The sequence below is a fragment of the Vibrio sp. 1F253 genome (assembly GCF_041439295.1).
Lineage (GTDB): Bacteria > Pseudomonadota > Gammaproteobacteria > Enterobacterales > Vibrionaceae > Vibrio > Vibrio tasmaniensis_A.
Genome location: NZ_JBGONU010000007.1, coordinates 32,979 through 59,652 on the forward strand (window position 1 = coordinate 32,979; position 26,674 = coordinate 59,652).

The 26,674-nt window shown below is 44.3% G+C and carries 23 protein-coding genes; 3 read left to right on the forward strand and 20 right to left on the reverse strand.

Annotated elements, in window-relative coordinates:
* Nucleotides 1-44 precede the first annotated feature (44 nt).
* The 20 genes from glnB to rpsB form a co-directional block, all read right to left on the reverse strand.
* The gene (glnB, locus tag ACED28_RS05580) at nt 45-383 is read right to left on the reverse strand and encodes a nitrogen regulatory protein P-II (RefSeq protein WP_017063373.1); all 339 of its coding nucleotides are present in this window, start codon (nt 381-383) and stop codon (nt 45-47) included.
* Nucleotides 384-513: 130 nt separating this feature from the next.
* Complete coding sequence (locus ACED28_RS05585) at nt 514-837, reverse strand: cytochrome c (RefSeq protein ID WP_012604592.1); 324 nt, start codon at nt 835-837, stop codon at nt 514-516.
* A 46-nt stretch (nt 838-883) separates the two neighbouring features.
* Nucleotides 884-2,230, reverse strand: coding sequence for a tRNA lysidine(34) synthetase TilS (tilS, locus tag ACED28_RS05590; RefSeq protein ID WP_371709472.1), 1,347 nt, complete (start codon nt 2,228-2,230; stop codon nt 884-886).
* A 130-nt stretch (nt 2,231-2,360) separates the two neighbouring features.
* Nucleotides 2,361-3,320 carry an acetyl-CoA carboxylase carboxyl transferase subunit alpha gene (accA, locus tag ACED28_RS05595; RefSeq protein ID WP_009847403.1) on the reverse strand — a complete coding sequence of 320 codons (960 nt, stop codon included), beginning with the start codon at nt 3,318-3,320 and terminating at the stop codon, nt 2,361-2,363.
* A 45-nt stretch (nt 3,321-3,365) separates the two neighbouring features.
* Complete coding sequence (dnaE, locus tag ACED28_RS05600) at nt 3,366-6,845, reverse strand: DNA polymerase III subunit alpha (RefSeq protein ID WP_371709473.1); 3,480 nt, start codon at nt 6,843-6,845, stop codon at nt 3,366-3,368.
* Nucleotides 6,846-6,988: 143 nt separating this feature from the next.
* The gene (gene rnhB / locus ACED28_RS05605; protein ID WP_012604594.1) at nt 6,989-7,609 is read right to left on the reverse strand and encodes a ribonuclease HII; all 621 of its coding nucleotides are present in this window, start codon (nt 7,607-7,609) and stop codon (nt 6,989-6,991) included.
* Between the two features lie 48 nt (nt 7,610-7,657).
* Nucleotides 7,658-8,854, reverse strand: coding sequence for a lipid-A-disaccharide synthase (gene lpxB, locus ACED28_RS05610; RefSeq protein WP_371708265.1), 1,197 nt, complete (start codon nt 8,852-8,854; stop codon nt 7,658-7,660).
* Nucleotides 8,855-8,983: 129 nt separating this feature from the next.
* Nucleotides 8,984-9,772: an acyl-ACP--UDP-N-acetylglucosamine O-acyltransferase gene (gene lpxA / locus ACED28_RS05615; protein WP_009847407.1), complete on the reverse strand. Its 789-nt coding sequence runs from the start codon at nt 9,770-9,772 to the stop codon at nt 8,984-8,986.
* Between the two features lies 1 nt (nt 9,773).
* On the reverse strand, nt 9,774-10,226 hold the full coding sequence (gene fabZ / locus ACED28_RS05620) for a 3-hydroxyacyl-ACP dehydratase FabZ (RefSeq protein ID WP_009847408.1): 453 nt from the start codon (nt 10,224-10,226) through the stop codon (nt 9,774-9,776).
* Nucleotides 10,227-10,319: 93 nt separating this feature from the next.
* Nucleotides 10,320-11,351 carry a UDP-3-O-(3-hydroxymyristoyl)glucosamine N-acyltransferase gene (gene lpxD / locus ACED28_RS05625; protein WP_017100792.1) on the reverse strand — a complete coding sequence of 344 codons (1,032 nt, stop codon included), beginning with the start codon at nt 11,349-11,351 and terminating at the stop codon, nt 10,320-10,322.
* Nucleotides 11,352-11,356: 5 nt separating this feature from the next.
* Nucleotides 11,357-11,857 (reverse strand): OmpH family outer membrane protein, encoded by a 501-nt coding sequence (locus tag ACED28_RS05630; RefSeq protein ID WP_009847410.1) that lies wholly within the window; start codon nt 11,855-11,857, stop codon nt 11,357-11,359.
* Nucleotides 11,858-11,884: 27 nt separating this feature from the next.
* Nucleotides 11,885-14,290, reverse strand: coding sequence for an outer membrane protein assembly factor BamA (gene bamA / locus ACED28_RS05635; RefSeq protein WP_012604598.1), 2,406 nt, complete (start codon nt 14,288-14,290; stop codon nt 11,885-11,887).
* A gap of 48 nt (nt 14,291-14,338) precedes the next feature.
* On the reverse strand, nt 14,339-15,697 hold the full coding sequence (rseP, locus tag ACED28_RS05640) for a sigma E protease regulator RseP (protein WP_017103660.1): 1,359 nt from the start codon (nt 15,695-15,697) through the stop codon (nt 14,339-14,341).
* Nucleotides 15,694-16,902: a 1-deoxy-D-xylulose-5-phosphate reductoisomerase gene (ispC, locus tag ACED28_RS05645; protein WP_371709474.1), complete on the reverse strand. Its 1,209-nt coding sequence runs from the start codon at nt 16,900-16,902 to the stop codon at nt 15,694-15,696. Before ispC ends, rseP begins: the two co-directional genes overlap by 4 nt.
* A gap of 51 nt (nt 16,903-16,953) precedes the next feature.
* Complete coding sequence (locus ACED28_RS05650; protein WP_017096810.1) at nt 16,954-17,796, reverse strand: phosphatidate cytidylyltransferase; 843 nt, start codon at nt 17,794-17,796, stop codon at nt 16,954-16,956.
* A 16-nt stretch (nt 17,797-17,812) separates the two neighbouring features.
* The gene (locus ACED28_RS05655; protein ID WP_009847415.1) at nt 17,813-18,565 is read right to left on the reverse strand and encodes an isoprenyl transferase; all 753 of its coding nucleotides are present in this window, start codon (nt 18,563-18,565) and stop codon (nt 17,813-17,815) included.
* A 98-nt stretch (nt 18,566-18,663) separates the two neighbouring features.
* Entirely contained in the window at nt 18,664-19,221 is a 558-nt protein-coding gene (frr, locus tag ACED28_RS05660) for a ribosome recycling factor (RefSeq protein WP_009847417.1), read from the reverse strand.
* Between the two features lie 98 nt (nt 19,222-19,319).
* Nucleotides 19,320-20,051 (reverse strand): UMP kinase, encoded by a 732-nt coding sequence (pyrH, locus tag ACED28_RS05665; protein ID WP_009847418.1) that lies wholly within the window; start codon nt 20,049-20,051, stop codon nt 19,320-19,322.
* Between the two features lie 156 nt (nt 20,052-20,207).
* Nucleotides 20,208-21,053, reverse strand: coding sequence for a translation elongation factor Ts (gene tsf / locus ACED28_RS05670; RefSeq protein WP_009847419.1), 846 nt, complete (start codon nt 21,051-21,053; stop codon nt 20,208-20,210).
* 137 nt (nt 21,054-21,190) lie between these two features.
* Nucleotides 21,191-21,922 (reverse strand): 30S ribosomal protein S2, encoded by a 732-nt coding sequence (gene rpsB, locus ACED28_RS05675; protein ID WP_009847420.1) that lies wholly within the window; start codon nt 21,920-21,922, stop codon nt 21,191-21,193.
* 457 nt (nt 21,923-22,379) lie between these two features.
* Here rpsB and map point away from each other — a divergent pair, with 457 nt between their 5' ends.
* From map to ACED28_RS05690, 3 genes are all read left to right on the forward strand, one after another.
* Nucleotides 22,380-23,258, forward strand: a complete 879-nt coding sequence (map, locus tag ACED28_RS05680; protein ID WP_012604605.1) for a type I methionyl aminopeptidase — start codon at nt 22,380-22,382, stop codon at nt 23,256-23,258.
* Between the two features lie 139 nt (nt 23,259-23,397).
* Entirely contained in the window at nt 23,398-26,019 is a 2,622-nt protein-coding gene (glnD, locus tag ACED28_RS05685) for a bifunctional uridylyltransferase/uridylyl-removing protein GlnD (RefSeq protein ID WP_371709475.1), read from the forward strand.
* Nucleotides 26,020-26,237: 218 nt separating this feature from the next.
* Complete coding sequence (locus tag ACED28_RS05690; protein ID WP_012604607.1) at nt 26,238-26,621, forward strand: DUF3461 family protein; 384 nt, start codon at nt 26,238-26,240, stop codon at nt 26,619-26,621.
* The last annotated feature ends 53 nt before the right edge of the window (nt 26,622-26,674 follow it).

The following is a 26,674-nucleotide window of genomic DNA, read 5'->3' on the forward strand; positions in this document are numbered from 1 at the left end:
ATGAAAAAGGAGCGATAAACGCTCCTTTTAAGGTAATAGTTTTTTTATACGGCGTCTTCGTCTTCTTCGCCAGTACGAATACGTACCACACGTTCAACTTCAGTAATGAAGATCTTACCGTCACCAATTTTACCTGTTTGAGCCGTTTCGATAATGGTATCAACACATTGGTCAGCCACTTCGTCGGTCACAACAATTTCCAATTTCACTTTAGGTAAAAAATCGACCATGTACTCTGCGCCACGGTATAGCTCAGTATGACCTTTTTGACGTCCAAAGCCTTTAACTTCAGATACTGTCATACCCGTAATACCCACTTCTGCAAGTGCTTCACGTACATCATCAAGTTTGAATGGCTTGATAATGGCTTCAATCTTTTTCATGTTCATCCCTTAAACTGTGCGAATAGCTCATTATCGGTTAGCTATAGTAAACATTCAATGAAAAAAGCCAGAGCATTAAAGCTCTGGCTCGAAATTTATCATCTTGTTTAATCAGCGCTTTAAGAAGGTTTTACTTAAGGCTTGAGTAGTAAGCAGCTAGATTAGCAATATCTTCATCACTCAGCATTGAAGCCTGAGCCTGCATTACAGCCGCCAAACCGCCGGTGCGCTGGCCGTTCTTATATGCCTTAATTGATGAAGCGATGTATTGCTCGTTTTGGCCTTTAAGATTTGGATATCCTGGGATCATTGCGATACCGTCTGCGCCATGACAAGCCGCACAGATTGCCGCTTTAGCTTGACCCGCAGCAACATCACCCGCCAGAGCGTTACCACTCAATAGTCCAAATCCAAGAACTAATCCTAGTGTAATTTTCTTCATTGCATATTCCATTAATTATTTTTATTAAAGTGACGGTGAATTGTGACACAAACTTTTTCTACTTGCTCCAAAGCGCTTCACAATCTTGACCTTCGTAGTTTTTATCTACGAATAGGCCTAAAACAGCGATCACTCGATCGCCATCCATTAATATCGGCGTTCTACGTCTTAACCAGCTGGGTACTTGGTATTCCTGAAAAAGCTTCTTGAGTTTTCTACTGTGGCCGCGTCCAACTGGGTGAGCTGACACTCCTTCAGGGTTAAAGATCACTCGCAAGGTTCCGTTGGCTTTAGTGAGGGAAAAACGTTGTACGTCTCGGTTATGAGATGCACTACCACTCGACACCGCTTTCAAATGGATCTCACCTAAACCATCAGGCAATAATAAATTCTCATCAATCAAGATTTCACTTTCCCAGTTCGACAAATCTTTGGTGTCTTGTACCAAATAGAGCTGATTGTTAAAGCGCCTAATCTCAACATCATTCAACACCAGCTTAGGATTGGCATCTGCCTGAGCACAAGCCACTTCATCCCAAATAAGTTTTAGCTGCTTTTGGCTTGGCATCGGTTGATTGCAATGGCTGATCCACATTCTGATCAAACGTGCTCGTAACAAATCAGAATGCTGAGATAACGAATCAATGCTTAAGCTCTGGCTCTTACTGTTACAGCCTCCCAAAGCTTGTTGTAAGTGAGACTCAAGCAGTTCGTCGAGTAGCGACTCTTGTTCTGCACATAATTGAGCACTGCGACAGACCGATTCTCGAAAGCTAGGCCAGCGCTCAGTCAACGTCGGAGTGACTTGATGACGAATGAAATTTCGATCAAAGCGCAGATCCTGATTACTCTCATCTTCGACCCAAGTTAATCCCATATCATGAGCCGACGCTTCGATGTCTGATCGAGTCACTGACAGCAAAGGTCTCACAATAAACGCTTCGCCAAACGACATCACTTTCGCCATTGAAGAGAGTCCTTTCGGACCACTGCCACGTTTTAACGCAAGCAAGAAGGTTTCAAGTTGATCGTCAATGTGTTGACCCGTAACAAGCACATCGCCCTGTCTGATGTGCTGCTGAAAAGCTTGGTATCGAGCATCTCGAGCAAGCTTTTCAACGCTCTCACCACAGTTGATATCCAACGAGACCCTTTCTACTGCTAACGAAACCGACAAAGCATCACACCATGTTTGGCATTGCTCAGCCCAAAGATCAGCATTCTTACTGAGACCGTGATGAACGTGCACCGCGCAGCACTCAATGCCATGCGTTTGCGCGTACTGCGCTGCTAACTCTAACAAAACTCGAGAATCAACACCGCCACTGAAAGCCACGATCAATCGACTAGGCTTGAGTGCGCTTTGATGAAGTACAGATGTGAAGGTTTCGATTAAGTGAGTCATGGGGTTAGTGAGCCGTGTGTACTAATGAGAAAGGAGAATGTTTTAATAATAAAAAAGGGTTGGCACTGAGTCCAACCCTTTCATCAACTTGTTACGGAAAGCAGGTCTTACACCTTGCTAAGGTCGCTTATCAGCAGTAACCGTAGCTCATTAGACGCTGGTAACGACGCTCTAGAAGTGCTTCGTTATCAAATTGCTCTAGCTCTTCTAACTGCTTAACTAACATGTCTTTCATGTTCTGAGCTGTCTGTATTGGATCGCGGTGCGCGCCACCTAGAGGCTCAGGGATGATTTCATCGATAAGCTCAAGCTCTTTAAGGCGAGGAGCTACTAGGCCCATCGCTTCAGCAGCTTGTGGCGCTTTATCTGAATCACGCCATAAGATTGAAGCACAACCTTCTGGAGAGATTACTGAGTACGTAGAGTACTGAAGCATGTTCACGTAATCACCAACACCAATCGCTAGTGCACCACCAGAACCGCCTTCACCTACAACGTTACAGATAACCGGAACTGAAAGGCCTGCCATCACTTTTAGGTTCTTAGCGATAGCTTCAGATTGACCACGCTCTTCTGCACCAACACCTGGGTATGCACCCGCAGTGTCGATGAAAGTAATGATTGGCATATTGAAACGCTCAGCCGTTTCCATTAGGCGAAGTGCCTTACGGTAACCTTCTGGCTTTGGCATACCAAAGTTACGGATCACTTTCTCTTTAGTCTCACGACCTTTCTGGTGACCAATAACCATAACAGGACGACCATTTAGACGAGCCATACCACCCACAATTGCTTTGTCGTCAGCGTAAGCGCGATCGCCCGCCATCTCTTCAAACTCTGTGAAGGCATGCTCCAGGTAATCTTTGGTGTAAGGACGTTGAGGGTGACGAGCAAGTTGAGCCACCTGCCATGCACCTAAGTCACTAAAGATTTTCTGTTTAAGCTCTAAGCTTTTTTTCTCTAGTTGTTCAATTTCTTTGTCTAGATCTACCGCTGTGTCACCACCGTGACGCGAAACGTCACGTAGCGCTTCGATTTTTGCTTCAAGTTCAGCGATAGGCTTTTCAAATTCTAGAAAGTTCAGGCTCATCTATGAATCCTTGTTGATTCAGCTCCGCAGTTACGGAGCTAAATTTTAGTTAAATTCGAGTTCTACTTGGCTATTTCCAAGCAGCTGTTTTAATTCGTCTAGTAATGTATCACTTGGCGTCACACGCCATTCTGTGCCCAATGTTAACCGCGCTCTAGCGTCGGCACGTTGGTAGTATACATTGACTGGGACCGTTCCGGCTCTATAAGGTTCTAAGATTTGACCAAAGCGTTCAAAAAATTGACCGTTAATTTGGGATTGCTCGATAGATATCGACACCCCACGAGCATATTTCTCACGGGCGCTTCCTAAGTCCATGACCTCGCGCGCGGACATTTTAAGCCCACCATTGAAATCATCAAAGCTGACCTGTCCAGAAACAACCACAATTTTGTCTTTTTCGAGCAATTCTGCGTAGCGATCGAGCGCATCAGAGAACAACATCACTTCCATCCGACCCGATCGGTCATCAAGAGTCATCAAACCGATTCGAGTACCACGCTTCGTGGTCATGACCCTAGCCGCAATGACCAAACCTGCAATCGTTAAGGATTGGTCACGACGAGTCGGCGTCGCATCTTTCAAGCGACAGCTGGTGTATTTCGCAAGTTCTTTAATGTAAGCATTCACCGGGTGACCCGTTAAATACAAACCAAGCGTTTCGCGTTCACCTTCTAGCCAAACCTTTTCAGGCCATTTAGGCACTTGAGTATACTTGTGTTCAACCTCTTCCGGAGCGTCGGTCAACACACCAAACATATCAGACTGACCGAACGACTCAGCATGGTGATGTTGGCTTGCTGCCTTAACCGCATCTTTCAAAGATGCCATCATCGCAGCTCGGTGAGGACCTAATCTATCTAAGGCTCCGGATAGAATCAACTTTTCGATAACACGTTTGTTGACCTTCTTCAGATCAAGACGTGCACAGAAATCGAATAAGTCTTTAAAGTAACCACCTTTGTTACGCGCTTCGATAATGGCTTCAATTGGGCCTTCACCCACCCCTTTAATTGCACCGATGCCATAAACAATTGCGCCATCTTCATCCACATTAAAGCGGTAGAGGCCCGAGTTGATGTCAGGTGGAAGGAGCTTGAGCTTCATACGGAAACACTCATCGACAAGGCCAATAACCTTCTCGGTGTTATCCATATCCGCGGTCATTACTGCCGCCATGAATTCCGCAGGGTAGTGTGTTTTCAACCACAGTGTTTGATAAGAAACCAGTGCGTATGCAGCCGAGTGAGATTTGTTAAAGCCGTAGCCTGCAAATTTCTCTACCAAGTCAAAGATCTTCATGGACAGTTCGCCATCAACACCATTGGCTTCAGCACCTTCTTTGAAGGTACCGCGCTGCTTTGCCATCTCTTCTGGCTTTTTCTTACCCATCGCACGACGCAGCATATCGGCTCCGCCAAGCGTATAGCCAGCAAGGATTTGTGCGATTTGCATTACCTGTTCTTGATACAGGATGATGCCGTAAGTCGGTTCTAGTGTCTCTTTAAGCGATTCGTGTTGCCACGTTTCATCAGGGTAAGAGACCGCCTCTCGTCCGTGTTTACGGTCGATAAAGTTATCTACCATGCCTGATTGCAGAGGGCCCGGACGGAACAAGGCCACCAATGCGATGATATCTTCAAAACAGTCGGGCTGTAGACGCTTGATCAGGTCTTTCATACCGCGGGATTCCAGCTGGAATACCGCCGTCGTTTCAGAATTTTGTAATAAGTTAAATGACGCTTGATCATCCAGAGGAATCGACTCGATACGAACCGGATCTTTCCCCTCTTTCGCTAAGCGAGGGTTTACTAGGCCTAATGCCCAGTCAATGATCGTCAGTGTACGCAGCCCCAAGAAGTCAAACTTAACCAAGCCAGCAGTTTCTACGTCATTCTTATCGAATTGCGTTACTGGGAAGTTACCTTCCGCATCGGCATAGATAGGTGCAAAGTCAGTAATCGTGGTCGGTGAGATTACAACACCACCTGCGTGTTTACCTGCGTTTCGCGTACAACCTTCTAGAATTCGACATTTATCAATCAGCTCACGAACTTCTTCATCGCCGTCGTAGAGTTCAGGCAATGCAGGCTCAGCGAGGAATGCTTTCTCTAGCGTCATACCCGGATCAGGCGGAACTAGCTTAGAAATACGGTCAACGAAGCCAAATGGGTGGCCTAATACACGGCCAACGTCGCGGATTACCGCTTTTGCCGCCATAGTACCGAAGGTGATGATCTGAGAAACGGCATCACGGCCGTACATTTCAGCTACGTGGTCAATAACTTGGTCACGTTTATCCATACAGAAATCGATATCGAAATCGGGCATGGATACACGTTCTGGGTTCAAGAAACGTTCGAACAGCAAGTCATATTCAAGTGGATCAAGATCGGTGATATCAAGCGCGTAAGCCACCAAAGAACCAGCACCAGAACCACGACCTGGGCCTACTGGTACATCGTTATCTTTTGACCACTGGATGAACTCCATTACGATCAAGAAGTAACCTGGGAAACCCATGTTATTAACTACTTCTAGCTCGATTTTAAGTCGCTCATCGTATTCAGGCCTGCGTTCAGCTCTGACTTTTTCATCAGGAAACAAGAATGCTAAACGTCGCTCAAGACCTTCTTCTGATTTTTTGATCAGGAAGTCTTCAATCGCTAAACCTTCCGTCGGGAAGTTAGGTAAGAAGTACTCCCCTAAACGTACAGTCACGTTACAACGCTTAGCGATCTCAACACTGTTCTCTAATGCTTCAGGGATATCTGAGAACAACTCACACATCTCTTCTTCGCTACGGAGGTACTGTTGTGGACTGTAGTTTTTCGGTCGACGTGGATCAACCATGGTAAAGCCGTCGTGAATCGCCACACGGATTTCATGAGCGTCAAACAAGTCTTCGGAAATGAAGACCACTTCATTAGTCGCGACAACAGGCAGGTCTTCTTGCTCGGCTAATTCCAGCGCAAAGTGCAGATAAGACTCTTCGTCCGTACGTCCAGTTCGAATGAGCTCCAGATAAAAACGGTCTGCGAAATGTGTTTTGTAAAACTCAACGCTGCTTGCAACCAACTCTCTATTGCCTTTCAGCAACGCTTTACCAATCTCACCTTCTTTTGCACCCGATAAAAGAATCAGGCCTTCCGCATGTTCAATCAGCCACTCTTTATCAATAACAGGCTGATGCTGCACATGGCCACGAAGGTAAGCTCTTGATATTAATAACGTTAGGTTGTTGTAGCCTTTATTATTCGTTGCAATAACGGTGAGTTTTGTCAATTCATCGCCAAAATCAGGAGACTGCATCAAGAAGTCAGCACCAATAATTGGTTTAACCCCACACCCATGAGCAGTACCGTAGAATTTCACCAAACCGCACAGGTTGGTAAAGTCGGTCAATGCTAGAGCAGGCATACCCATTTCAGCGACTTTTTTAACTAATGGTGGCACCTTGGATAGGCCATCCACCATCGAAAAGTCACTGTGTACGCGTAGGTGAACAAATTTTGGATCTGACATTATTTTTCCTGAGTTCTAGGTTTGAGCCTAGGATTACAACTGTGTGTATTCTATTTTTTTCTAGCGCCACTAAGCAACTTTATTCGATGCTAAGCTCTAGTTTACGTAAAGCTCTAATCTATATAGAGCTTATTCAATTCGCTCTAATCTATGCCAAGAATACGTTTTACTGGCTTAAAGCTTTTACGGTAATGCTCGGTTACGCCATGTTTTTCAATCGCTTCAAAATGCGCTTTTGTCGGGTAACCTTTATGTTTAGCAAAACCAAACTCTGGATGAAGCTTATCAAGTTCTTCCATCTCTTGGTCACGAACCACTTTAGCGATGATAGACGCTGCGCTGATTTCAGCCACCCGTAAATCCCCTTTCACAATAGCCAGACCGGCCATCGGTAGCTCAGGGACTCGATTTCCATCTATTAGCGCCATATCAGGTTGAACACTCAGCCCGGCAATAGCACGCTGCATAGCTACCATAGTCGCTTGTAAGATATTCAACTCATCAATTTCTTGTGGGGAACAACGACCCACAGACCATGCCAAGGCTTTCTCTTTAATTTCAGGAAGCAGAGCAAGGCGCTTTTTCTCAGAAAGTTTTTTGGAATCGTTCAAGCCTTCGATTGGGTTATTCGGATCGAGGATAACCGCGGCGGTAACTACATCACCAACTAACGGCCCACGCCCCACTTCATCAACACCAGCGAATAACTGGTAGCCTTGAGGATACTCAAAAGGAGGAAATTCTTTTTTCTCTTTTACTGCCATGACAATTCTCTTTGTAACTTTTAAGCAAATGCTTTTGAAAGAAGCACTTTATGATTCAACACACTCTCGACCGATCAATTTCAGAACTGCGTTAGCTGCCTGTTTATCAGCATCTTTACGAATCCAGTGATGCATTTCAGTAAAGCGTTCAATAAGTGGCGCGTTGTCAGTTGAAAGCATCTTATCGACCGATGGGAAAAGGTAATCTGGGTGACACTCTTCAAGAATGTGTTCTTTTACGATTTCTTCACCCGCTAGGATATTCGGTAACGAGACAAATTCTGTGATCGACAATTTCTTAACGATATAGCCAGTGAGCTTGTTGACCTTGTAGCCAACGACCATTGGGCGTTTCAGCAACATACACTCAAGAGCAACAGTACCAGAAGCTAACAAAACAGAATCAGCAGCAGTAATCACATTGGTAGCCGTATCTTCTACCAAGGTAAATTCAAGTTCAGGTGCCGTCGATTGCCAGATCTCTGTAAACTGTTTCTTGCGCTGTTCATTAACCAATGCAACAACAAAATTGATATCAGGGTACTTTTGCTTAATACGCTGACAAGTTTCGATAAATGGTTGAGCAATCAAACTCATTTCACCACCACGGCTACCTGGCAATACCGCTAACCACGGCTTATCTTGATCTAAACCCAAAAGATCGCGAGCCTCTTTCTTATTCGGCTCCAGTGGAATTGTATCAGCCAACGTGTGGCCAACGAATTCACAAGCAACGTTATATTTATCATAAAACGCTTTTTCGAATGGTAAGAAAGCCAGTACCAAATCGGTTGCTTTGTCGATTTTAAAGATACGCTTTGGACGCCATGCCCAGACTGAAGGGCTGACATAATGAACAGTCTTAATGCCCGCGTTCTTAAGATCTAATTCAAGTCTTAGATTAAAGTCTGGCGCATCGATACCGACGAAGACATCTGGCGGGTTTTGAGTAAAATACTTAACTAGCTCCGCTTTCACTTTTAGCAAGCGAGGTAAACGACCAAGCACTTCTACAAGCCCCATCACGGCAAGCTCTTCCATTTCGAAAAGAGACTCACAACCAAGCGCCTTCATTTTTGGTCCGCCAATACCCACGAACTCAGCATTCGGATATTGTGATTTGATCGCTTTAATAAAGCCTTCGCCAAGCGTGTCACCAGAGAGTTCTCCGACAACGATACCTACACGCAGAGGTTCATTCGAAACAAAGTCCAAGCTATTGGTTGCTGCTTCTTGCTGTGCCATAGTTTTCTAATTCCCTTCTTGCCTAAAACAAAAAAGATCGCCTAACGAGTAGCGATCTTTTTGTTATACCAATCTAACGAGGTAACTATTGTCATACTCATATTGATTGGTACATAACCACATCAAGTATTAACGAATAATACCGCGCTCAGAGCTCTCTAGCATTTCTAACATAGGAGTTACCGAAGCAAACTCTTTCGCCATTTCAACTAAAGCGGCTTTCGCTTCTTCAAGTGTTTTTCCTGAACGGTATAACTCTTTGTACGCTTTCTGTAATGCTCGAATTTCTGGTTTTTCAAATCCGTTACGCTTCAAACCCACTAGGTTCAAACCAAATGGCGCTGCGTGGTTACCTTGGGCAAGTACGTAAGGAAGTACATCTTGAACAACCGCAGAACAACCGCCAATGTACGCATAAGCGCCAATTGAACAGAACGGATGAATCGCAGACAATGCCATTACACCGGCGTAATCGCCAACCGTCACGTGACCGCCAAGGATAGCGTTGTTACCAATGTGAGTGTGGTTTCCAACGATTACATCATGCGCTACGTGAGCATTTACACAAAGTAAGTTGTCATCGCCAATCACAGTGGTCGCTTTGTCTTGAGTTGTACCACGGTGGATCTGAACTGCTTCACGAATCACATTACGGTCACCGATCACAACAGTCGTATCTTCACCACCGTATTTCTTATCTTGGTTTTCTTCTCCAATCACTGCGTGTGGGAAGATTCGGTTTTGCTTACCAATTGTCGTGTGACCTTTGATCACAACATGCGACATCACTTCAGTGTCGTCACCAATTGTCACGTTACCAGCAATGTAAGTGAAAGGACCAACCGTCACGTTAGCACCGATAGTTACATCACCTTCGATTACTGCTGCCGGGTGAATTTTCGCTGTTTCATGAATCATATTAAAACTCTCTACGAGCACATTTAAGTTCAGCTGAACATACAACTACGCCGTCAACTTTCGCTACACCGTTGAACGATGCAATGCCACGACGTTCTTTTAAGAACTCAACTTCGATAACCAATTGGTCACCAGGCACTACTGGCTTGCGGAACTTCGCTTTATCTACGCTAGCAAAATAGTAAAGCTCATTACCAGAAGGAGCACCAAAAGATTTAAATGCTAGAAGACCTGTTGCTTGCGCCATTGCTTCTAAGATCAACACACCTGGGAATACAGGAAGTTGTGGGAAGTGGCCTGTGAACTGAGGTTCGTTAACAGAAACATTCTTAATCGCAGTCAGTGTTTTTTCTTTTTCAAAGCTAGTCACACGATCAACCATTAAGAATGGGTAGCGATGAGGTAATAGTTCCTGAATTTCAGTAATGTTCATCGTTGTCTGTTCAGTAGTCAAAGTCGTATTCCTATGTATATTCTTTATTTAATGAGAAGGATTATAAACGAAAAAGACTCGCTGTACGCGAGCCTTTTATTAGAAATGCTGGAATTATGATTCCGCGCTGTTCTCGATAAGTTTTTCAACGGTTTTCAAACGCTTGTTCATTTCATCAATACGATGAACTCGCGTTGCTGTTTTACGCCAATCTTTATTTGGCTGCAAAGGAATACCTGAAGAGTACATGCCTTTTTCGGTGATACTGCGCATTACCATCCCCATACCGGTGATTGTAACGCCGTCAACGATTTCTATATGACCATTAATCACACAACCGCCACCAATAATACAGTACTTACCTATCGTTGTGCTGCCGGCAATGATAGTACCACCTGCAATAGCAGAACCATATCCGATGTGAACATTATGAGCTATCTGAAGTTGGTTATCTAAGATAACGTTATCTTCAATAATAGTGTCATCTAATGCGCCACGGTCAACGGTAGTACACGCGCCGATTTCTACGCGGTTACCAACACGAACTGAACCGACTTGCGGGATCTTAACCCACTCGCCTTTCTCATTCGCATAACCAAAACCATCGGATCCAATCACTGTACTAGATTGAATCAAACATGCTTCGCCAATCACAACTTCATGGTAAACACTTACGTTAGCCCAAAGCTTAGTGCCTGCGCCAATTTTTGCATTTTGACCAATAAAGCAACCAGCACCTATAACGACGTCATCACCAAGCACTACACCAGTTTCAATCACAGCATTGGCACCAATAGACACATTTTGTCCAATGGTCGCGTCACCTGAAATTGAAGCAGAATCAGCAATACCCACAGCTGGCGCTGGCGTGGTATCAAGCGCTTGAGCAACCTTAGCAAAAGCAACATAAGGGTCGTTGACCACAATAACGTTGGTCTTACACAGTTCACGCTCGCTCTCTTTAACCATAATAGCGGATGCTTTACAGTCACCAAGGTGCTTGCTGTACTTCACGTTCGAAAGGAACGTAATATTTCCTTCTTGCGCTTTATCCATAGGAGCGACTGCTGAAACGGTAACTGTGCCGTCTCCGTGTAGCTCTCCACCGGTAATCGTTGCCAATTCGGCTAAGGTCAGATTCTTCATAAAACTTATTTCAGTGATTTAATTACTTTTTCAGAGATGTTGTATTCTGGCTTGCCGTACTGCAGAGCTTGAATATCAACGATCATGTCGTAGCCTTCTTTCTCTGCAACTTTAGTTACAGCATCTTGAATTACTTTGAATAGCTTCTGCTTCTCTTGTGCTTCACGACGTTGGCTTGCTTTTTCTAGTGCTTGAGCTTTGATTTTGTATTTGCTGTCTAGTTGGCCGACTTCAATACGAAGTTTCTCTACTTCATCAGGCCCTAATAGCTCACCATCACGCTTAAGCTTTTCAATCTTAGTCTTAGCTTCAGCTTGGATACTTTGAAGCTCAGCAGCTTTATCTTTGAACTCTTCCTGCATTTTTTGAAGAACAACTTCACGCTGAGGTAGAGCCTGGAATACTTGTGCAGTATTTACATAGCCCACTTTTTGCGCAGCTTCAGCCGCTGTTGCAAAGAAAGAAGAGCTAAGAACTACAAGGCCTAAACCTGCTGCTTTAATCATATTTTTCAAAATATTGTCCTTTAAAGATTAGAAAGTTCTACCAATGGTGAATGTGAAGAATTCTTCGTCATCGCCTTCGTAGATTTTGATTGGTTTCGCTAGAGAGAAAACCAATGGTCCCATCGGTGACATCCACTGAAGAGCGGCACCATAAGATGAACGGTAATTTGTTGGGTCAGAGTAATCGTAGTAGTACTGTTGACCGCTATTCGGTGCGCCACGGTCTACGAATTCGGTATCCCATACACTTGCCATATCGAAGAACACGCTAGTTCGAATCTGACTGCGCGCTTCATCAGAAGCAAACGGTGTTGGTACGATTAACTCTACGCTAGCCAAAGCAACCGCATTACCACCAACCGAATCATCGGTTGCAGAATTGTACGTCGGGTTGTTGCCCGTGCTATTTCCGTAAACAGCTTTTGGACCAGCTGAGTTAGAACCAAAACCACGTAGTGTTGTAAAACCACCCGCGTAGTAGTTTTCGTAGAATGGGAACAAGTTATCATTACCATCCGTTTGACCATAACCGTTACCATAGCCTAATCGACCACGCATCAATAGTGTGAACTCATGCTTTTTAGTCAACGGAATGTAATGTTTTACATCGTATTGCGCTTTGAAGTATTTAGCATCCGAACCAGGTACTGTCATTTTCGCGAAAGCACGTTGGTGGTTTCCTTCAGTAGGGAAGAAGCCACGGTTAAGGTTGTTGCGCGTCCAAGAGATATTGATATCGAAGTCATCGGTTAAGATATGCTCATCACCGTATTGGTCAATACTTCTCGCAAACTGTTCAACTTGAATATAGGTAGGAACGTTACCGATCTTGTTGTGCGTATAACCAAAACCAAACTCGAGACGGTTCAGCTCATCCATAGGGAAACCCCATGTTAAGCTCGTACCATAACTTTGGTTGGTATAATCGACAATACCCGCTTCAGAGGCTTCAAATTCGTTGTAGAAGATTTTGCCACCCATACTCACGCCATCAAGGTTCCAGTATGGGTCGCGGTAGTCTAAACTCACATTCTTTTGGTAATCGTTCATCATGGCACTTACGCCAACACGGTTACCAGAACCTGCAAAGTTATCTTGCTGTAAACCAACCTGGAAGCTGACACCCGATTCAGTACCGTAGCCAACACCGAAGTTGACGCTACCCGAGTTCGCTTCCTTAACGTTGTAAACCAGATCCACTTGGTCTTCACTGCCAGGAACACGTACCGTTTGCACATCAACCGTTTCAAAAAAGCCTAAACGGTTAAGGCGGCTCTTACCTGTATCAATCGACTTGGAGTTCAGCCAGCTGCCTTCCATTTGACGCATTTCACGACGCAGAACTTCATCTTTCGTTGAGTTGTTACCCGTGAATCGAATATCACGAACGTAGATACGGCTGCCCGCTTCTACATTGATAACCAACGACACTTCTTTGGTCTCATCGTCAAATTCAGGAATCGTACGAACTTGTGGGTACGCATAGCCAGATTCGCCTAGAATTCGTTTCACGCTCTCTTCTAAAGACGTTACAGAAGAACCGTTATATGTATCGCCATCTTCGAATGGCACTAACGCTTCGAAGTCAGCCTCGCGGCCGATAAGCTCACCACGGAAAGAGACATCTTTAACGGTATAAGCTTCGCCTTCGTCTAGGCCTAGCGTGATGTAAACACCTTTCTTATCAGGAGAGATCGCAACCTGAGTCGAATCTACCTTAAACTTAAGGTAACCACGGTCAAGGTAGTAAGATTTCAACGCTTCGATGTCACCGGCTAATACTTGCTTCTGGTATTTTTCATCCGCAAGGAAATTCCACCATGCAACATCAACGTTCAAGTTGAAACGACTAAGTAGATCTGCGTCAGAGAAAACTTCGTTACCGATAAAGTTAATTTGCTGAATCTTAGCGGACACGCCCTCAGTAAACACAAACTTAAGGTCAGAACGGTTACGAGGCAGAGGCGTCACTACGGCTTTCACTGTCGCGTTGTATTTACCAACACTGTAGTAAAAATCTTCAAGGCCCTTCTCAATGTTACTCAGTGTAGTACGGTCAAGGGCTTCACCTTCACGAACACCAGATGCATCTAGGTTCTGCTGAAGTTGTTCTTCTTTGATCGCCTTGTTACCTGAGAATGAGATGCTTGCGATGGTCGGTCGTTCTTTGACTTGAACAACTAAAACATCATCATCGCGAAGGACTTTAACGTCCTCAAAGTTGCCTGAAGCATACAGTGCACGAATGATCTCAGATACATCGCCGTCATCCACTTCATCGCCAATACGTACTGGCATTTTCAGTAGAGCTGCACCAAGTGCAACACGCTGTAAACCTTCGATCTTGATATCTTGAACTACAAAGTTTTGTGCTCCGTTCGCAGCCACACTAGTGGCCAATAGACTTGCGAACAGAATTTGCTTAATCGCCATACTTATTCTAATTATTCCTTGCTACTACCAATGCCTGTGAGAAACCATTCACAGACGAGTAAAATCATTAAATATTGCCAGAGCCATCAAAGAGAAGAGGATTGCGCCTCCCACTCTGTATCCCATTTCTTGAACTTTTTCAGGTACAGGTTTACGAGTAACGGCCTCAATAGCGAAAAAGAGCAAATGTCCGCCATCAAGCATAGGCAGCGGAACCAAATTAATAATACCCAAGTTAACACTAATCAGAGCTAAAAAACCTAAGAAGTAAACCAAACCGTAATCGGCGGTTGCCCCTGCGCCTTTAGCAATTGAAATTGGGCCACTCAAGTTGTTTAAACCAACATCACCAACGATGAGCTTCTTAAGCATTGTCAGCGTCAAACCTATGATTTGACCTGTTTTATCAAATGCTTTTCCTACAGACTCAATTACACCAAATTGTAACTCAAAGCGATAATCTTCTGGCCATTCTGCGACTTCGGGAGCAATACCCGCATAGCCGATTGTAGAACCATCAGAAAATTCGCGACTATTCGGCGTCATAACCAATGACCGCTCAACACCATTTCGTAATACGACAAGGTCCAAGGGCATCATTGGGTGTGAACGGATTAATTCAACAACCGACTTCCACTGTTCAATAGGCTGACCATTAATTTCGACAATTTTATCGCCAGATTCTAGCCCTGCAGAATAGGCAGCACCGTCATCAATAACTTGAGCGAGCACTGTCGATATCTCTGGAGAATAGGGTCTAAAACCAAGCGTTGTCATTGCTGACTCAGTTTCTGGGTTGAACGACCAGTCAGAAATATCCAATGTTATCTGTTGTTCAAAGCCGATGTCGTCTTGAGAAGAAACCGTTACAGTCATGGACTCATCACCAATATGTGATATCAAACCCAAGTTTACTGATTCCCAATCTGCGGTTTTGATTCCTGAAATAGATTTAAGTTCCATTCCAGTTTCAATTCCGGCTTGTGCCACGATAGATTGAGGAGTGACTTCTCCAATCACAGGCTTAACCGCTGGAACACCAATCAAAAAAACCAGCCAATATGCGAACACGGCAAAGATAAAGTTGAATGCTGGACCTGCCCCCACAATCGCCGTTCGTTTCCACAACGGTTTCTTATCAAAAGCGTATTGCTGTTCGTCTTCAGAAAGGTCATCAACACGACCATCAAGCATCTTAACGTAGCCACCCAATGGAATGACTGACAAGCTATATTCCGTTCCATCGCGGCCAACTTTACTCCAGATCGATTTACCAAAACCAATCGAGAATTTTTCTACTTTCACACCGCAGCGACGAGCAACCCAGAAGTGTCCAAACTCATGAACAGCGACCAGAATACCAAGCGCTACAATAAAGGATGCGAAGTTCCACAGAATTCCACTCATGCTAGCTGCTCTTTTATAAATTGAATGGCTATTTGACGAGACATATTATCGAGCTCAAGAAGGCTTTCCAAGCTATCTAAGCCCTCAGAGTTATGTTGTTCACATACTTTGTTCATAACATACTCGTTAATGATAGCAATATCGGTAAACTTCACTTGATTGTTCAAGAAAGCATCGACTGCAATTTCGTTTGCCGCATTAATCGCTGTTGTTGCATGCTGACCCAAATAGCACGCCTCAATGACTAATCTCAAACATGGGTAACGAGTTAAATCGGGCTCTAAGAAGGTAAGCTCGCCCACTTTGGTGAAATCCAGAGGCTTAACACCCGCTTCTGTGCGTTCAGGATAAGACATGGTCAAAGCGATTGGCGTTGCCATATCGGGTTCGCCCATTTGAGCGAGCACCGAGCCATCCTTGTACTGAACCATAGAATGAATCACAGACTGAGGGTGGATAATAACTTTGAGTTGCTCTTGAGAGGCATTAAATAGCCATTTCGCCTCAATGTACTCTAAGCCTTTATTCATCATAGTTGCTGAATCGACAGAGATCTTAGGGCCCATTGACCAGTTTGGGTGTGCGATAGCTCGTTCTGGTGTTACCGACTCTAGCTCTGCAACGTCCGTATAACGGAAAGGACCACCCGAACCAGTCAAAAGAATATGGTTGATACCGTTCTCTTCTAAATCACAACGGCCTAGGTTAGTTTGTACGTTTTGAGGCAAGCATTGAAAGATAGCATTGTGTTCACTATCAACAGGAAGTAGTTCAGCGCCGTACTTCTCTACGGCGTCGATAAATAACTGCCCTGACATCACTAAGGCTTCTTTATTAGCCAATAAGATACGCTTGCCCGCTTTAACTGCAGACATCGTAGGAAGCAAACCTGCCGCACCCACAATAGCAGCCATTACCGTGTCCACTTCATCTAGAGAAGCGACCTGACACATGCCTTCAGAGCCAGAAAGAACTTTGATGTTTGGGTGATTCGCAGACAACACTTCAGTCAGCTTAGATGCTGCATCAGGGCAAGCCATAGCAACATAGCTTGGTTGCCACTTTTCAACTAACGCCAGCATCTTTTCAACATTCGAGCCTGCAGCCATTGCTACGACCGAATAGAGTTCAGGGTTTTGTTCAACGACTTTTAGTGTACTTGCACCAATTGAGCCGGTAGCGCCAAGGATAGTTAGATTTCGCATCACATATGACCGTAGAAATGTAATAAAGGGCAGAATCACTGCCCTTTTTTATTAGAATGCTAAATAAAGCAGAGCAAAGACAGGGAATGCAGCCGTTAAGCTATCTATTCTATCAAGTATACCACCATGACCAGGAATCAGATTACTGCTGTCTTTCACCCCAGAAACACGTTTAAACATGCTTTCAACAAGATCACCAAGAACAGAAATAACGACGGTCACAAGAGTAATAACAATCATGTGGAGAGGACTTGTGAATTGGATATCAAACAAGTCAGCAAAGATCCAGGCCACGATCACTGCTGTAATGATGCCACCAATAAGACCTTCAATCGTTTTATTAGGACTCACCGCAGGGGCCATCTTGCGCTTGCCAAAGCTCTTTCCTGAAAAGTAAGCACCACTGTCCGCAGCCCAAACAAGCAAGCAAACGAACATCACCAATTTTGCGCCGTGGTAAGGATCAACATCAATACCGTTAGCACGCAGGATAACCACACTCCAGAAGAATGGTAGCAAAGTCAGCACGCCAAATGCGTGACGAAGAATTGATGAGTCTTTCCATGCTGGCATAGACTTAGGATAAGTCACTGCCATACCACTCGCGATTACCCACCAAATTGAACCAATCGTTAGAATGGCGTAGTGAGCACCCGATAAGTTATTAAGGCTAAATGCATCAAAAGGTATAAAAGCAAAACTTGCAGCACTTACCACAACTGTTGGAATCAACGCTAAATAACGTGATTTGCTTTCAACAAACTGAGTCCACTCCCAAAAACCCAATAGCGAGATTACTGCTAGTGAAAGAATAAACGTGGGAAGTGATAACTCGAAAATACCTAGAATAACTAGGGGAGCTAAAATCAACGCCGTAATAATTCGTTGTTTCAAACCAAAAAAATCCTTATTAACTGTCCATCAGAGCTTTAATTTGCTCACCGGTGCATCCAAAACGACGCTCGCGGTTTACAAACCAAGTCACAGCTTCTACTAAGCTGTCTTCATTAAAGTCTGGCCAGAATTGTTCAGTGAAATACATTTCGGCGTAAGCTAATTGCCAAAGCATAAAGTTACTAATGCGGCACTCGCCACTGGTGCGGATAAGTAGATCGACTTCTGGAATATCTGCCATCGTCAGGTGTTGTGTAATCATAGCTTCATCAATGTCTTCTACATTAATATCGCCAGACTTAACCTGTTGAGCAATCGAAGTCATCGCTTGCTGGATATCCCACTTACCGCCGTAGTTAGCCGCAATATTAATAACCATACCTGTATTGGTGCTAGTCAAAGCTTCCGCTTCTTCTATTTTCTTTTGTAGTCGCTCATTAAAACGACTTTTATCACCAATAACACGAAGTTGTAGATTATTTTTATGAAGCTTTTTTACTTCACTCGACAGCACTGAAATAAACAGTTCCATCAAAAGACCCACTTCTTCTTCAGGACGACGCCAATTTTCACTACTAAAAGCAAAAAGAGTTACGGCTTTAATGCCAAGTCTGGCTGCTGAAGATATGGTTTTTCGAACAGCTTGAACGCCATTTTTATGACCAAAGACACGAGGCTTACCCTGAGCTTTTGCCCAGCGACCATTACCATCCATAATGATAGCAATGTGTTTAGGAAGAGAGTCTGTGAACGCTTGAGAATTATGCATAAAAGAGTGAATCAAATTCTAATAGTCGAACAGAATAGCATAAAAAAACGCTGCACCGTGAGTACAGCGTTTTTCCTGAAAGAAAAGAATATGGAAAATTAAACTTCCATCAACTCTTTTTCTTTAACTGCTAGAACTTCGTCTACGTTCTTAACCGCAGCGTCAGTTAGCTTTTGAATTTCGTCTTGTGCTTTACGATCTTCGTCTTCTGAAATTTCTTTGTCTTTAAGAAGCGCTTTTAGATCGCCATTCGCGTCACGACGGATGTTACGAATAGCAACTCGGCCACCTTCAGCTTCGCCACGAACGATTTTAACTAGGTCTTTACGACGCTCTTCCGTAAGCGGTGGAAGTGGAACGCGAATAACCGTACCTGCAGACATAGGGTTTAAGCCTAGGTCAGAAGTCATGATTGCTTTTTCAACAAGAGGAGTCAGTGTTTTATCAAACACTGTAATTGCTAGTGTACGTGCGTCTTCAGCAATAACGTTAGCTACTTGAGTCAAAGGTGTTGGTGCACCGTAGTACTCAACAGTAAGACCAGAAAGTAGGCTCGGGTGAGCACGGCCTGTACGGATTTTTTGTAGGCTGTTTTTTAGTGCATCAACACTTTTTACCATGCGCTCTTGAGCGTCTTTTTTGATTTCGTTAATCACAATTTCACCTTGATTATGTTCTTTCTTCAAGAAAGCTTTTTATTTGGAGTGATAAGGATAAGCTTACCGAAGCATTATACTTCAGTAAGCCCGAAAAATTAGTCAGCGTCGCTGATTAATGTACCTTCAGTTTCACCCATAACCACGCGACGTAGTGCGCCTGGCTTATTCATGTTAAATACACGGATTGGCATTTTGTGGTCACGTGCTAGCGTAAATGCGGCCAAGTCCATTACTTTCAATTCTTTCTCAAGAATTGTGTTGTAAGACAACGTATCATACAACTCTGCGTCTGGGTTTGCTACTGGGTCAGCAGTAAATACACCATCTACTTTTGTTGCTTTTAGAACTACGTCAGCTTCGATTTCGATACCGCGTAAACATGCAGCAGAGTCTGTAGTAAAGAATGGGTTACCAGTACCTGCAGAGAAGATCACAACACGACCTTGACGTAGTTGGCTGATTGCATCTGCCCAGTTGTAGTCGTCACATACACCTTTAAGAGGAATTGCTGACATTACACGTGCGTTTACGTAAGCACGGTGTAGTGCGTCACGCATAGCAAGGCCGTTCATTACCGTTGCAAGCATCCCCATATGGTCACCAACAACACGGTTCATACCCGCTTCTGCTAGGCCTGCGCCACGGAAAAGGTTACCACCACCGATAACAACACCAACTTGAACGCCTAGTTCAACTAATTCTTTTACTTCTTGAGCCATACGATCAAGGATCGTTGGGTCAATACCAAAACCTTCTTCGCCTTGTAGCGCTTCACCGCTAAGTTTTAACAGAATACGTTGATACGCTGGTTTAGGGTTCGTAGTCATGGAGCTTACCTTCCAAAGAGTTGATGATTAACAGTCATGGATAAAAACTGAAGAGCTCAGTTTGCATTCATAACAGCTAAAAGCCGGAAATAATTCATTATTCATAAAAAGACCGCAGCATTTGCCACGGTCTCTTTTCAAACAATACGCTAAGGATTAACCTTTTTGTACCGCTGCAACTTCGTCTGCGAAGCTCATTTCAGCTGCTTTCTCGATACCTTCACCAACTTCTAAACGAACGAAGGTAGTAACTGATGCGCCTTTCTCTTTAAGAATGTCAGCAACAGTTTTCTTAGGTTCCATGATGAAAGCTTGACCAGTAAGAGATACTTCGCCCGTGAATTTCTTCATACGGCCGATAACCATTTTCTCAGCGATCTCTTGTGGTTTGCCTTCGTTCATAGCGATTTCAACTTGAACAGCTTTTTCTTTTTCTACTACGTCAGCAGGTACGTCAGATGGGTTAACGTACTCAGGCTTAGAAGCAGCAACGTGCATAGCGATGTGCTTAAGCGTTTCAGCTTCGCCTTCACCAGCAACAACAACACCGATTTTCTCGCCGTGACGGTAAGAAGCTAGTGCAACACCTTCAACAAGCTCAACACGACGGATGCTGATGTTCTCACCGATCTTAGTTACTAGAGCGATACGTGCGTCTTCAAACTTAGCTTGAAGTGCAACGATGTCTAGACGTTCAGCTAGAGCAACTTCAGCAACTTCGTTAGCGAATGCAAGGAAACCTGCATCTTTAGCTACGAAATCAGTTTGGCAGTTCACTTCAAGAAGAGCAGCAACGCCAGCTTCTTCTTTAATGATGATTGCGCCTTCAGCAGCAACGTTACCAGCTTTTTTAGCTGCTTTCGCTGCGCCAGATTTACGCATATTTTCAATTGCTAGCTCGATGTCGCCTTCAGCAGCAACAAGCGCTTTTTTACATTCCATCATGCCCGCAGCTGTGCGTTCACGAAGTTCTTTAACTAGAGCTGCAGTTACAGTTGCCATTCTCTATTCCTCAGTAAATTCTAAAAAAGATAAAAAACAGGGGCCTAATTAATTGGCCCCTGATATTGACTGTATTCAGTTCTTAAGCCATCGATTATGACCGCTTAATATGAACTAAATATGGCTCAGAGCCGCTATTATTCAGCTTCTACAAAACCGTCTTTTTCAGCAGCTACAGCAGCAACATCTTTGTTACGACCTTCTTTAACCGCGTCTGCAGCAGCGTTTAGGTAAAGCTGTACTGCACGGATTGCATCATCGTTACCAGGGATAACGAAGTCAACACCGTCTGGGTTAGAGTTAGTATCAACTACAGCGTAAACTGGGATACCTAGGTTGTTTGCTTCTTTAACTGCGATGTGTTCGTGATCAGCATCGATAACGAATAGAGCGTCTGGAAGGCCGCCCATGTTCTTGATACCACCAAGAGACTTCTCTAGCTTCTCCATTTCACGAGTGCGCATTAGAGCTTCTTTCTTAGTAAGCTTGTCGAAAGTACCGTCTTGAGCTTGCGCTTCAAGTTCTTTCAGACGCTTGATAGACTGACGAACAGTTTTGTAGTTCGTTAGCATACCGCCTAACCAGCGGTTGTTAACGTAGAACTGGTTGCTGTTGATAGCAGCTTCTTTAACAGCTTCAGATGCAGCGCGCTTAGTACCAACAAAAAGAACTTTACCTTTCTTCTCGCCAACTTTAGCGATTTCAGCTAGAGCGTCGTTGAACATTGGTACAGTTTTTTCTAGGTTGATGATATGTACTTTGTTACGAGCACCAAAGATGAATGGCTTCATTTTTGGGTTCCAGTAACGAGTTTGGTGACCGAAGTGAACACCAGCTTTAAGCATATCGCGCATTGATACAGTTGCCATTTTAAAATCCTCTATGGGGTTAGGCCTCCACATCCCCCATGAATCCGACCCCTAACAACTAACCACTTTTCAGCCGTTATCTGTGTTGTTGAGGCACCCCGGAACATGTGTCGGAATGTGTGTGATTTAAAGAAATAAGTTAGTGGACACAAAGCTTGTTTCGCCAATTGGAGAAAACAGTCCTGATGTCCGGCGCGCTTTATACCATATTTTGTCTATCTATGGCTAGAAAAAAATCCAAAAATGGCGACTGCTATACTCTAGCCTATTAGCGGATTTCACCGATAAATCGCGGCCTAATCAAATCGATTCAGCATCGTCTTACAGAGCAATATCGGCTTAAATTAAGTAGTATCCACCAGCATTGTATGGATATGGGAATGTTGCGCTAAAATGCTGCACTGATAGAATAGCCCCAATATGCACACTTAGGTGCTACCAAATTAAGAGATATGCAATGGCTGTAAAAATTAAAACTGCTGAAGAAATTGAAAAAATGCGCGTCGCCGGCAAGCTGGCTTCTGAAATTTTAGAGATGATTGAACCTCACATCCAAGTGGGTACAACGACAGAAGAGCTTAACCAAATCTGTCACGAGTACGCTCTAGAGAGAGGCGCATACTCAGCACCACTTGATTACCACGGTTTCCCTAAGTCTATCTGTACGTCTATCAACCACATCGTGTGTCATGGTATTCCAGCATCACAAGATGAGACTGGTAGCACAGGTCAATTCAAACCTGCAGTATTGAAAGATGGCGATATTCTAAACGTTGATATCACTGTGATTGTTCCTGATGACGAAAATGCAGACCTAAGCACTCGTCCGCAAGGTTACCATGGTGACACATCTAAAATGTTCCTTGTGGGTGAAGTTTCACCAGCAAACAAACGTCTATGCATGGTTGCTCAAGAAGCACTTTACGAAGGCATGCGTCAGGTTAAACCAGGCGTTCAACTTGGCCAAGTTGGTACTGCTATCGAGAAGTACATCAAGACAAACAACAAGAATAACCCACGCGCTAAGTTCTCTATTGTAAAAGATTACTGTGGTCACGGCATTGGTTCTGAGTTCCACGAAGATCCACAAGTCGTTCACTACAAAAACAGCGATCGCACAGTGCTAAAAGCAGGCATGTGCTTCACTATCGAGCCAATGATCAATGCGGGTAAGTTTGGCTGTCGTCTAGATGACGAAGATAGCTGGACAGTGTACACAGCTGACAGCAAGAACTCGGCTCAGTGGGAACACACATTAGTTGTGACTGATACAGGTTGTGAAGTACTAACACTACGCAGTGATGATACGATTCCACGTATCATGAAGAACGCTTAGTTCAACAAACTGAACACCTCAGACTTTTGAAAATATCCTCGCATTGCCGAGGATATTTTTTTATCCGCTCAATTTCGATTTTGCATCAGCTTCTGTTAAATTGTTTACTATTCTCATTTGCTTGCACGGATAGCAGACTATGCCTTATCAATGCCCTATTACGTTCAATGACGAACAACTTGAAATCTGCGAATTAAAAAATCAGCTCGAAATCTTCACGCAGTATCAAAAGAGCGAATTTCTAAATCATCATCCAGTTACCGATTTGGTTCTGCTGCGCTCCGAATACATGGATTTGCTTCTCAATCGTTTATGGGAACATTTCGGATTTAGCAAACTGCCTCATATTGCGTTGGTCGCAGTAGGCGGCTATGGCCGTGGTGAACTACACCCTTTATCCGATATTGATATTCTCATCGTCTCGCAAAGAACTCTACCATCAGCACTAGGTGAGAAAGTCAGTCAATTCATCACCCTATTGTGGGATTTGAAGCTAGAAGTCGGCCACGCAGTGCGTACCATTGCTGAATGTATTGAGATTGGTAGTGACGATTTAACGGTTGCGACTAACCTGCAAGAATCGCGCTTACTGTGTGGCAGTGAGGACACCTTCCAAGAGCTGAAACTAAAGATTCATTCCGATTCATTTTGGCCAAGTGAGACCTTTTACAAAGCCAAAATTCAAGAACAAAGAGAGCGTCATGCTCGGTACCACGACACCACCTACAATCTAGAACCGCATATCAAATCAACTCCGGGCGGACTCAGAGACATCCACACTCTGAGTTGGGTAGCACGTCGCCACTTCGGTGCGACTTCTTTGTTAGAAATGAGCAAGTATGGCTTTCTTACCGATGCTGAATATCGTGAACTCGTGGAGTGCCAAGACTTCTTATGGCGCGTTCGCTTTGCACTGCACATAGAGCTGCGCCGCTACGACAATCGTCTTACCTTTGCGCATCAGGCTCAAGTAGCCGAACACCTTGGTTACACTGGTGAGGGCAATCGCGGCGTAGAAATGATGATGAAGGAGTTCTACCGAACACTTCGTCGTGTAGCAGAGCTCAACAAAATGCTGCTTAAGCTGTTTGACCAAGCAATCATTAACGGTGGTCAAACACAAGAAGCCGAGATTCTCGACAATGACTTCCAACGTCGAGGTTCATTAATCGAAGCGCGTAAGCCAGCCCTATTCCAAGCACGACCAGAAACGATTCTCGATATGTTTATCCATATCGCGAATGACTCGACGATCGAAGGGGTAAGCCCCCCAACATTACGACAACTGCGAACGGCGCGTCGCCGATTGAACCGCTTCCTGCATACCATTCCTGAAGCTCGTGACAAGTTCATGGATTTAGTTCGCCACCCCAACGCACTGCACAAAGCTTTTAGCTTGATGCATAAACTGGGCGTGCTATCGGCGTACTTACCGCAATGGAGCCAAATTGTCGGCCAAATGCAGTTTGATCTGTTCCACGTTTACACCGTGGATGAACACAGTATTCGCCTGCTCAAGCACATCAACCGCTTTAGCCAAGTAGAGAACCACGACAAACACCCAATTTGTTGTGAAGTGTACCCTCGAGTTCAGAAAAAAGAACTCCTGATCCTGGCCGCTATCTTCCACGACATAGGAAAAGGCCGTGGTGGAGACCACTCCGAGATCGGTGCTGTTGAAGCTTACTCTTTCTGTATTGAGCATGGGCTATCGAAGCCTGAAGCCAAACAAGTTGCGTGGCTAGTACAAAACCACCTGTTAATGTCAGTGACCGCTCAGCGCCGTGATATCTACGATCCGGATGTGATTACCGAATTCGCCAAAAAAGTTCGCGATGAAGAGTCACTTGAGCTGCTGGTTTGCTTAACTGTCGCTGATATCTGTGCAACCAATCCAGAACTATGGAACAGCTGGAAACGTACCCTACTCGCAGAGCTATTCCATTCTACGCAGCGAGCACTGCGTCGCGGCTTGGAAAACCCAGTCGATGTCAGAGACCGTATTCGTCACAATCAACAAATGGCATCTGCACTGCTGCGTAAAGAAGGTTTTTCCGCTCGTGAAATTGAAGTGTTGTGGCAGCGTTTTAAAGCTGACTATTTTTTGCGTCATACACACACTCAAATTGCTTGGCACTGTGAGCACCTACTTCGCTTAGAAGATCCGAGCCAACCTTTAGTACTTATCAGCAAAAAAGCAACACGAGGTGGTACAGAGGTATTCGTATACTGTAAAGACCAAGCGGCACTTTTCGCAACCGTTGTTGCCGAGCTCGACAGACGTAACTTTAACGTTCACGACGCACAGGTCATGGTCAGTAAAGATGGTCACGTTTTGGATACCTTTATCGTACTTGATCAGCATGGTGAAGCGATTGATGAAGCAAGACACAAAGCCGTTGCGAAACATCTAACTCATGTTCTAGCTGATGGCCGTCCAACTAAGATTAAGACACGTCGCACGCCTCGAAACTTGCAGCATTTCAAGGTAAAAACTCGGGTTGAGTTCCTACCAACTAAGAGCAAGAAGCGCACCTTGATGGAGTTGAGAGCTCTTGATACACCGGGGTTGTTGGCTCAAGTCGGCGCAACCTTTGCTGAGTTAGACATCAATTTGCACGGCGCTAAAATTACCACCATCGGCGAACGTGCAGAAGATTTGTTTATTCTGACCAGTGACGCGGGAGGAAGGTTGTCTGAAGAACAAGAACAAGCCTTAAGAGAAAGATTAACCGAACACGTTTCAGAACTCGCACCTTAGAAAGCTAATTTAGAGCTAGAAGTAAGTTGTGACTAGGAAACAAGTTTAGCTCTTGGAGCTGCTTTAATAGCCAAATAAGTGTGGGCAAAGATAGAGAGCGATCTTGCCCACAACTTACAATCAATTCACAGATATCAACTATCTAGCTCGTCGTTAGGCTGCTACATTGATCAAGTCAATTACATAAAAGTATTACATTCATAACCTAGAGGTCGCTTATGTATCCAAACCTCACTGGCTTAGGTATCCACGAACCTAAACAGATTGAACGTTACTCCCTTCGCCAAGAAGCGCACAAAGATATCCTGAAGATTTACTTTCGTAAGCAGAAAGGTGAACTGTTCGCGAAAAGCGTTAAGTTTAAGTACCCACGACAAGTAAAAAGTGTGCTTGTTAGCGGCGGCAATAATCAATACAAAGAAGTGACAGAGATTAACCGCAACCTCACTCTTGTGATTGATGAACTCAACAAGATCACCAAACCGACGCCAACGGCTGAGGTGGATTTGAAGCAGAAGATCCTTACTGACTTACGCCATCTAGAAAAAGTGGTATCAAGCAAGATCGCAGAGATCGAAGTCGATCTAGAAAAACTTAAATGATCCCGCGATTAACTGTTAGCGATTAACTATCAACTAACCAACATTAGTTATGT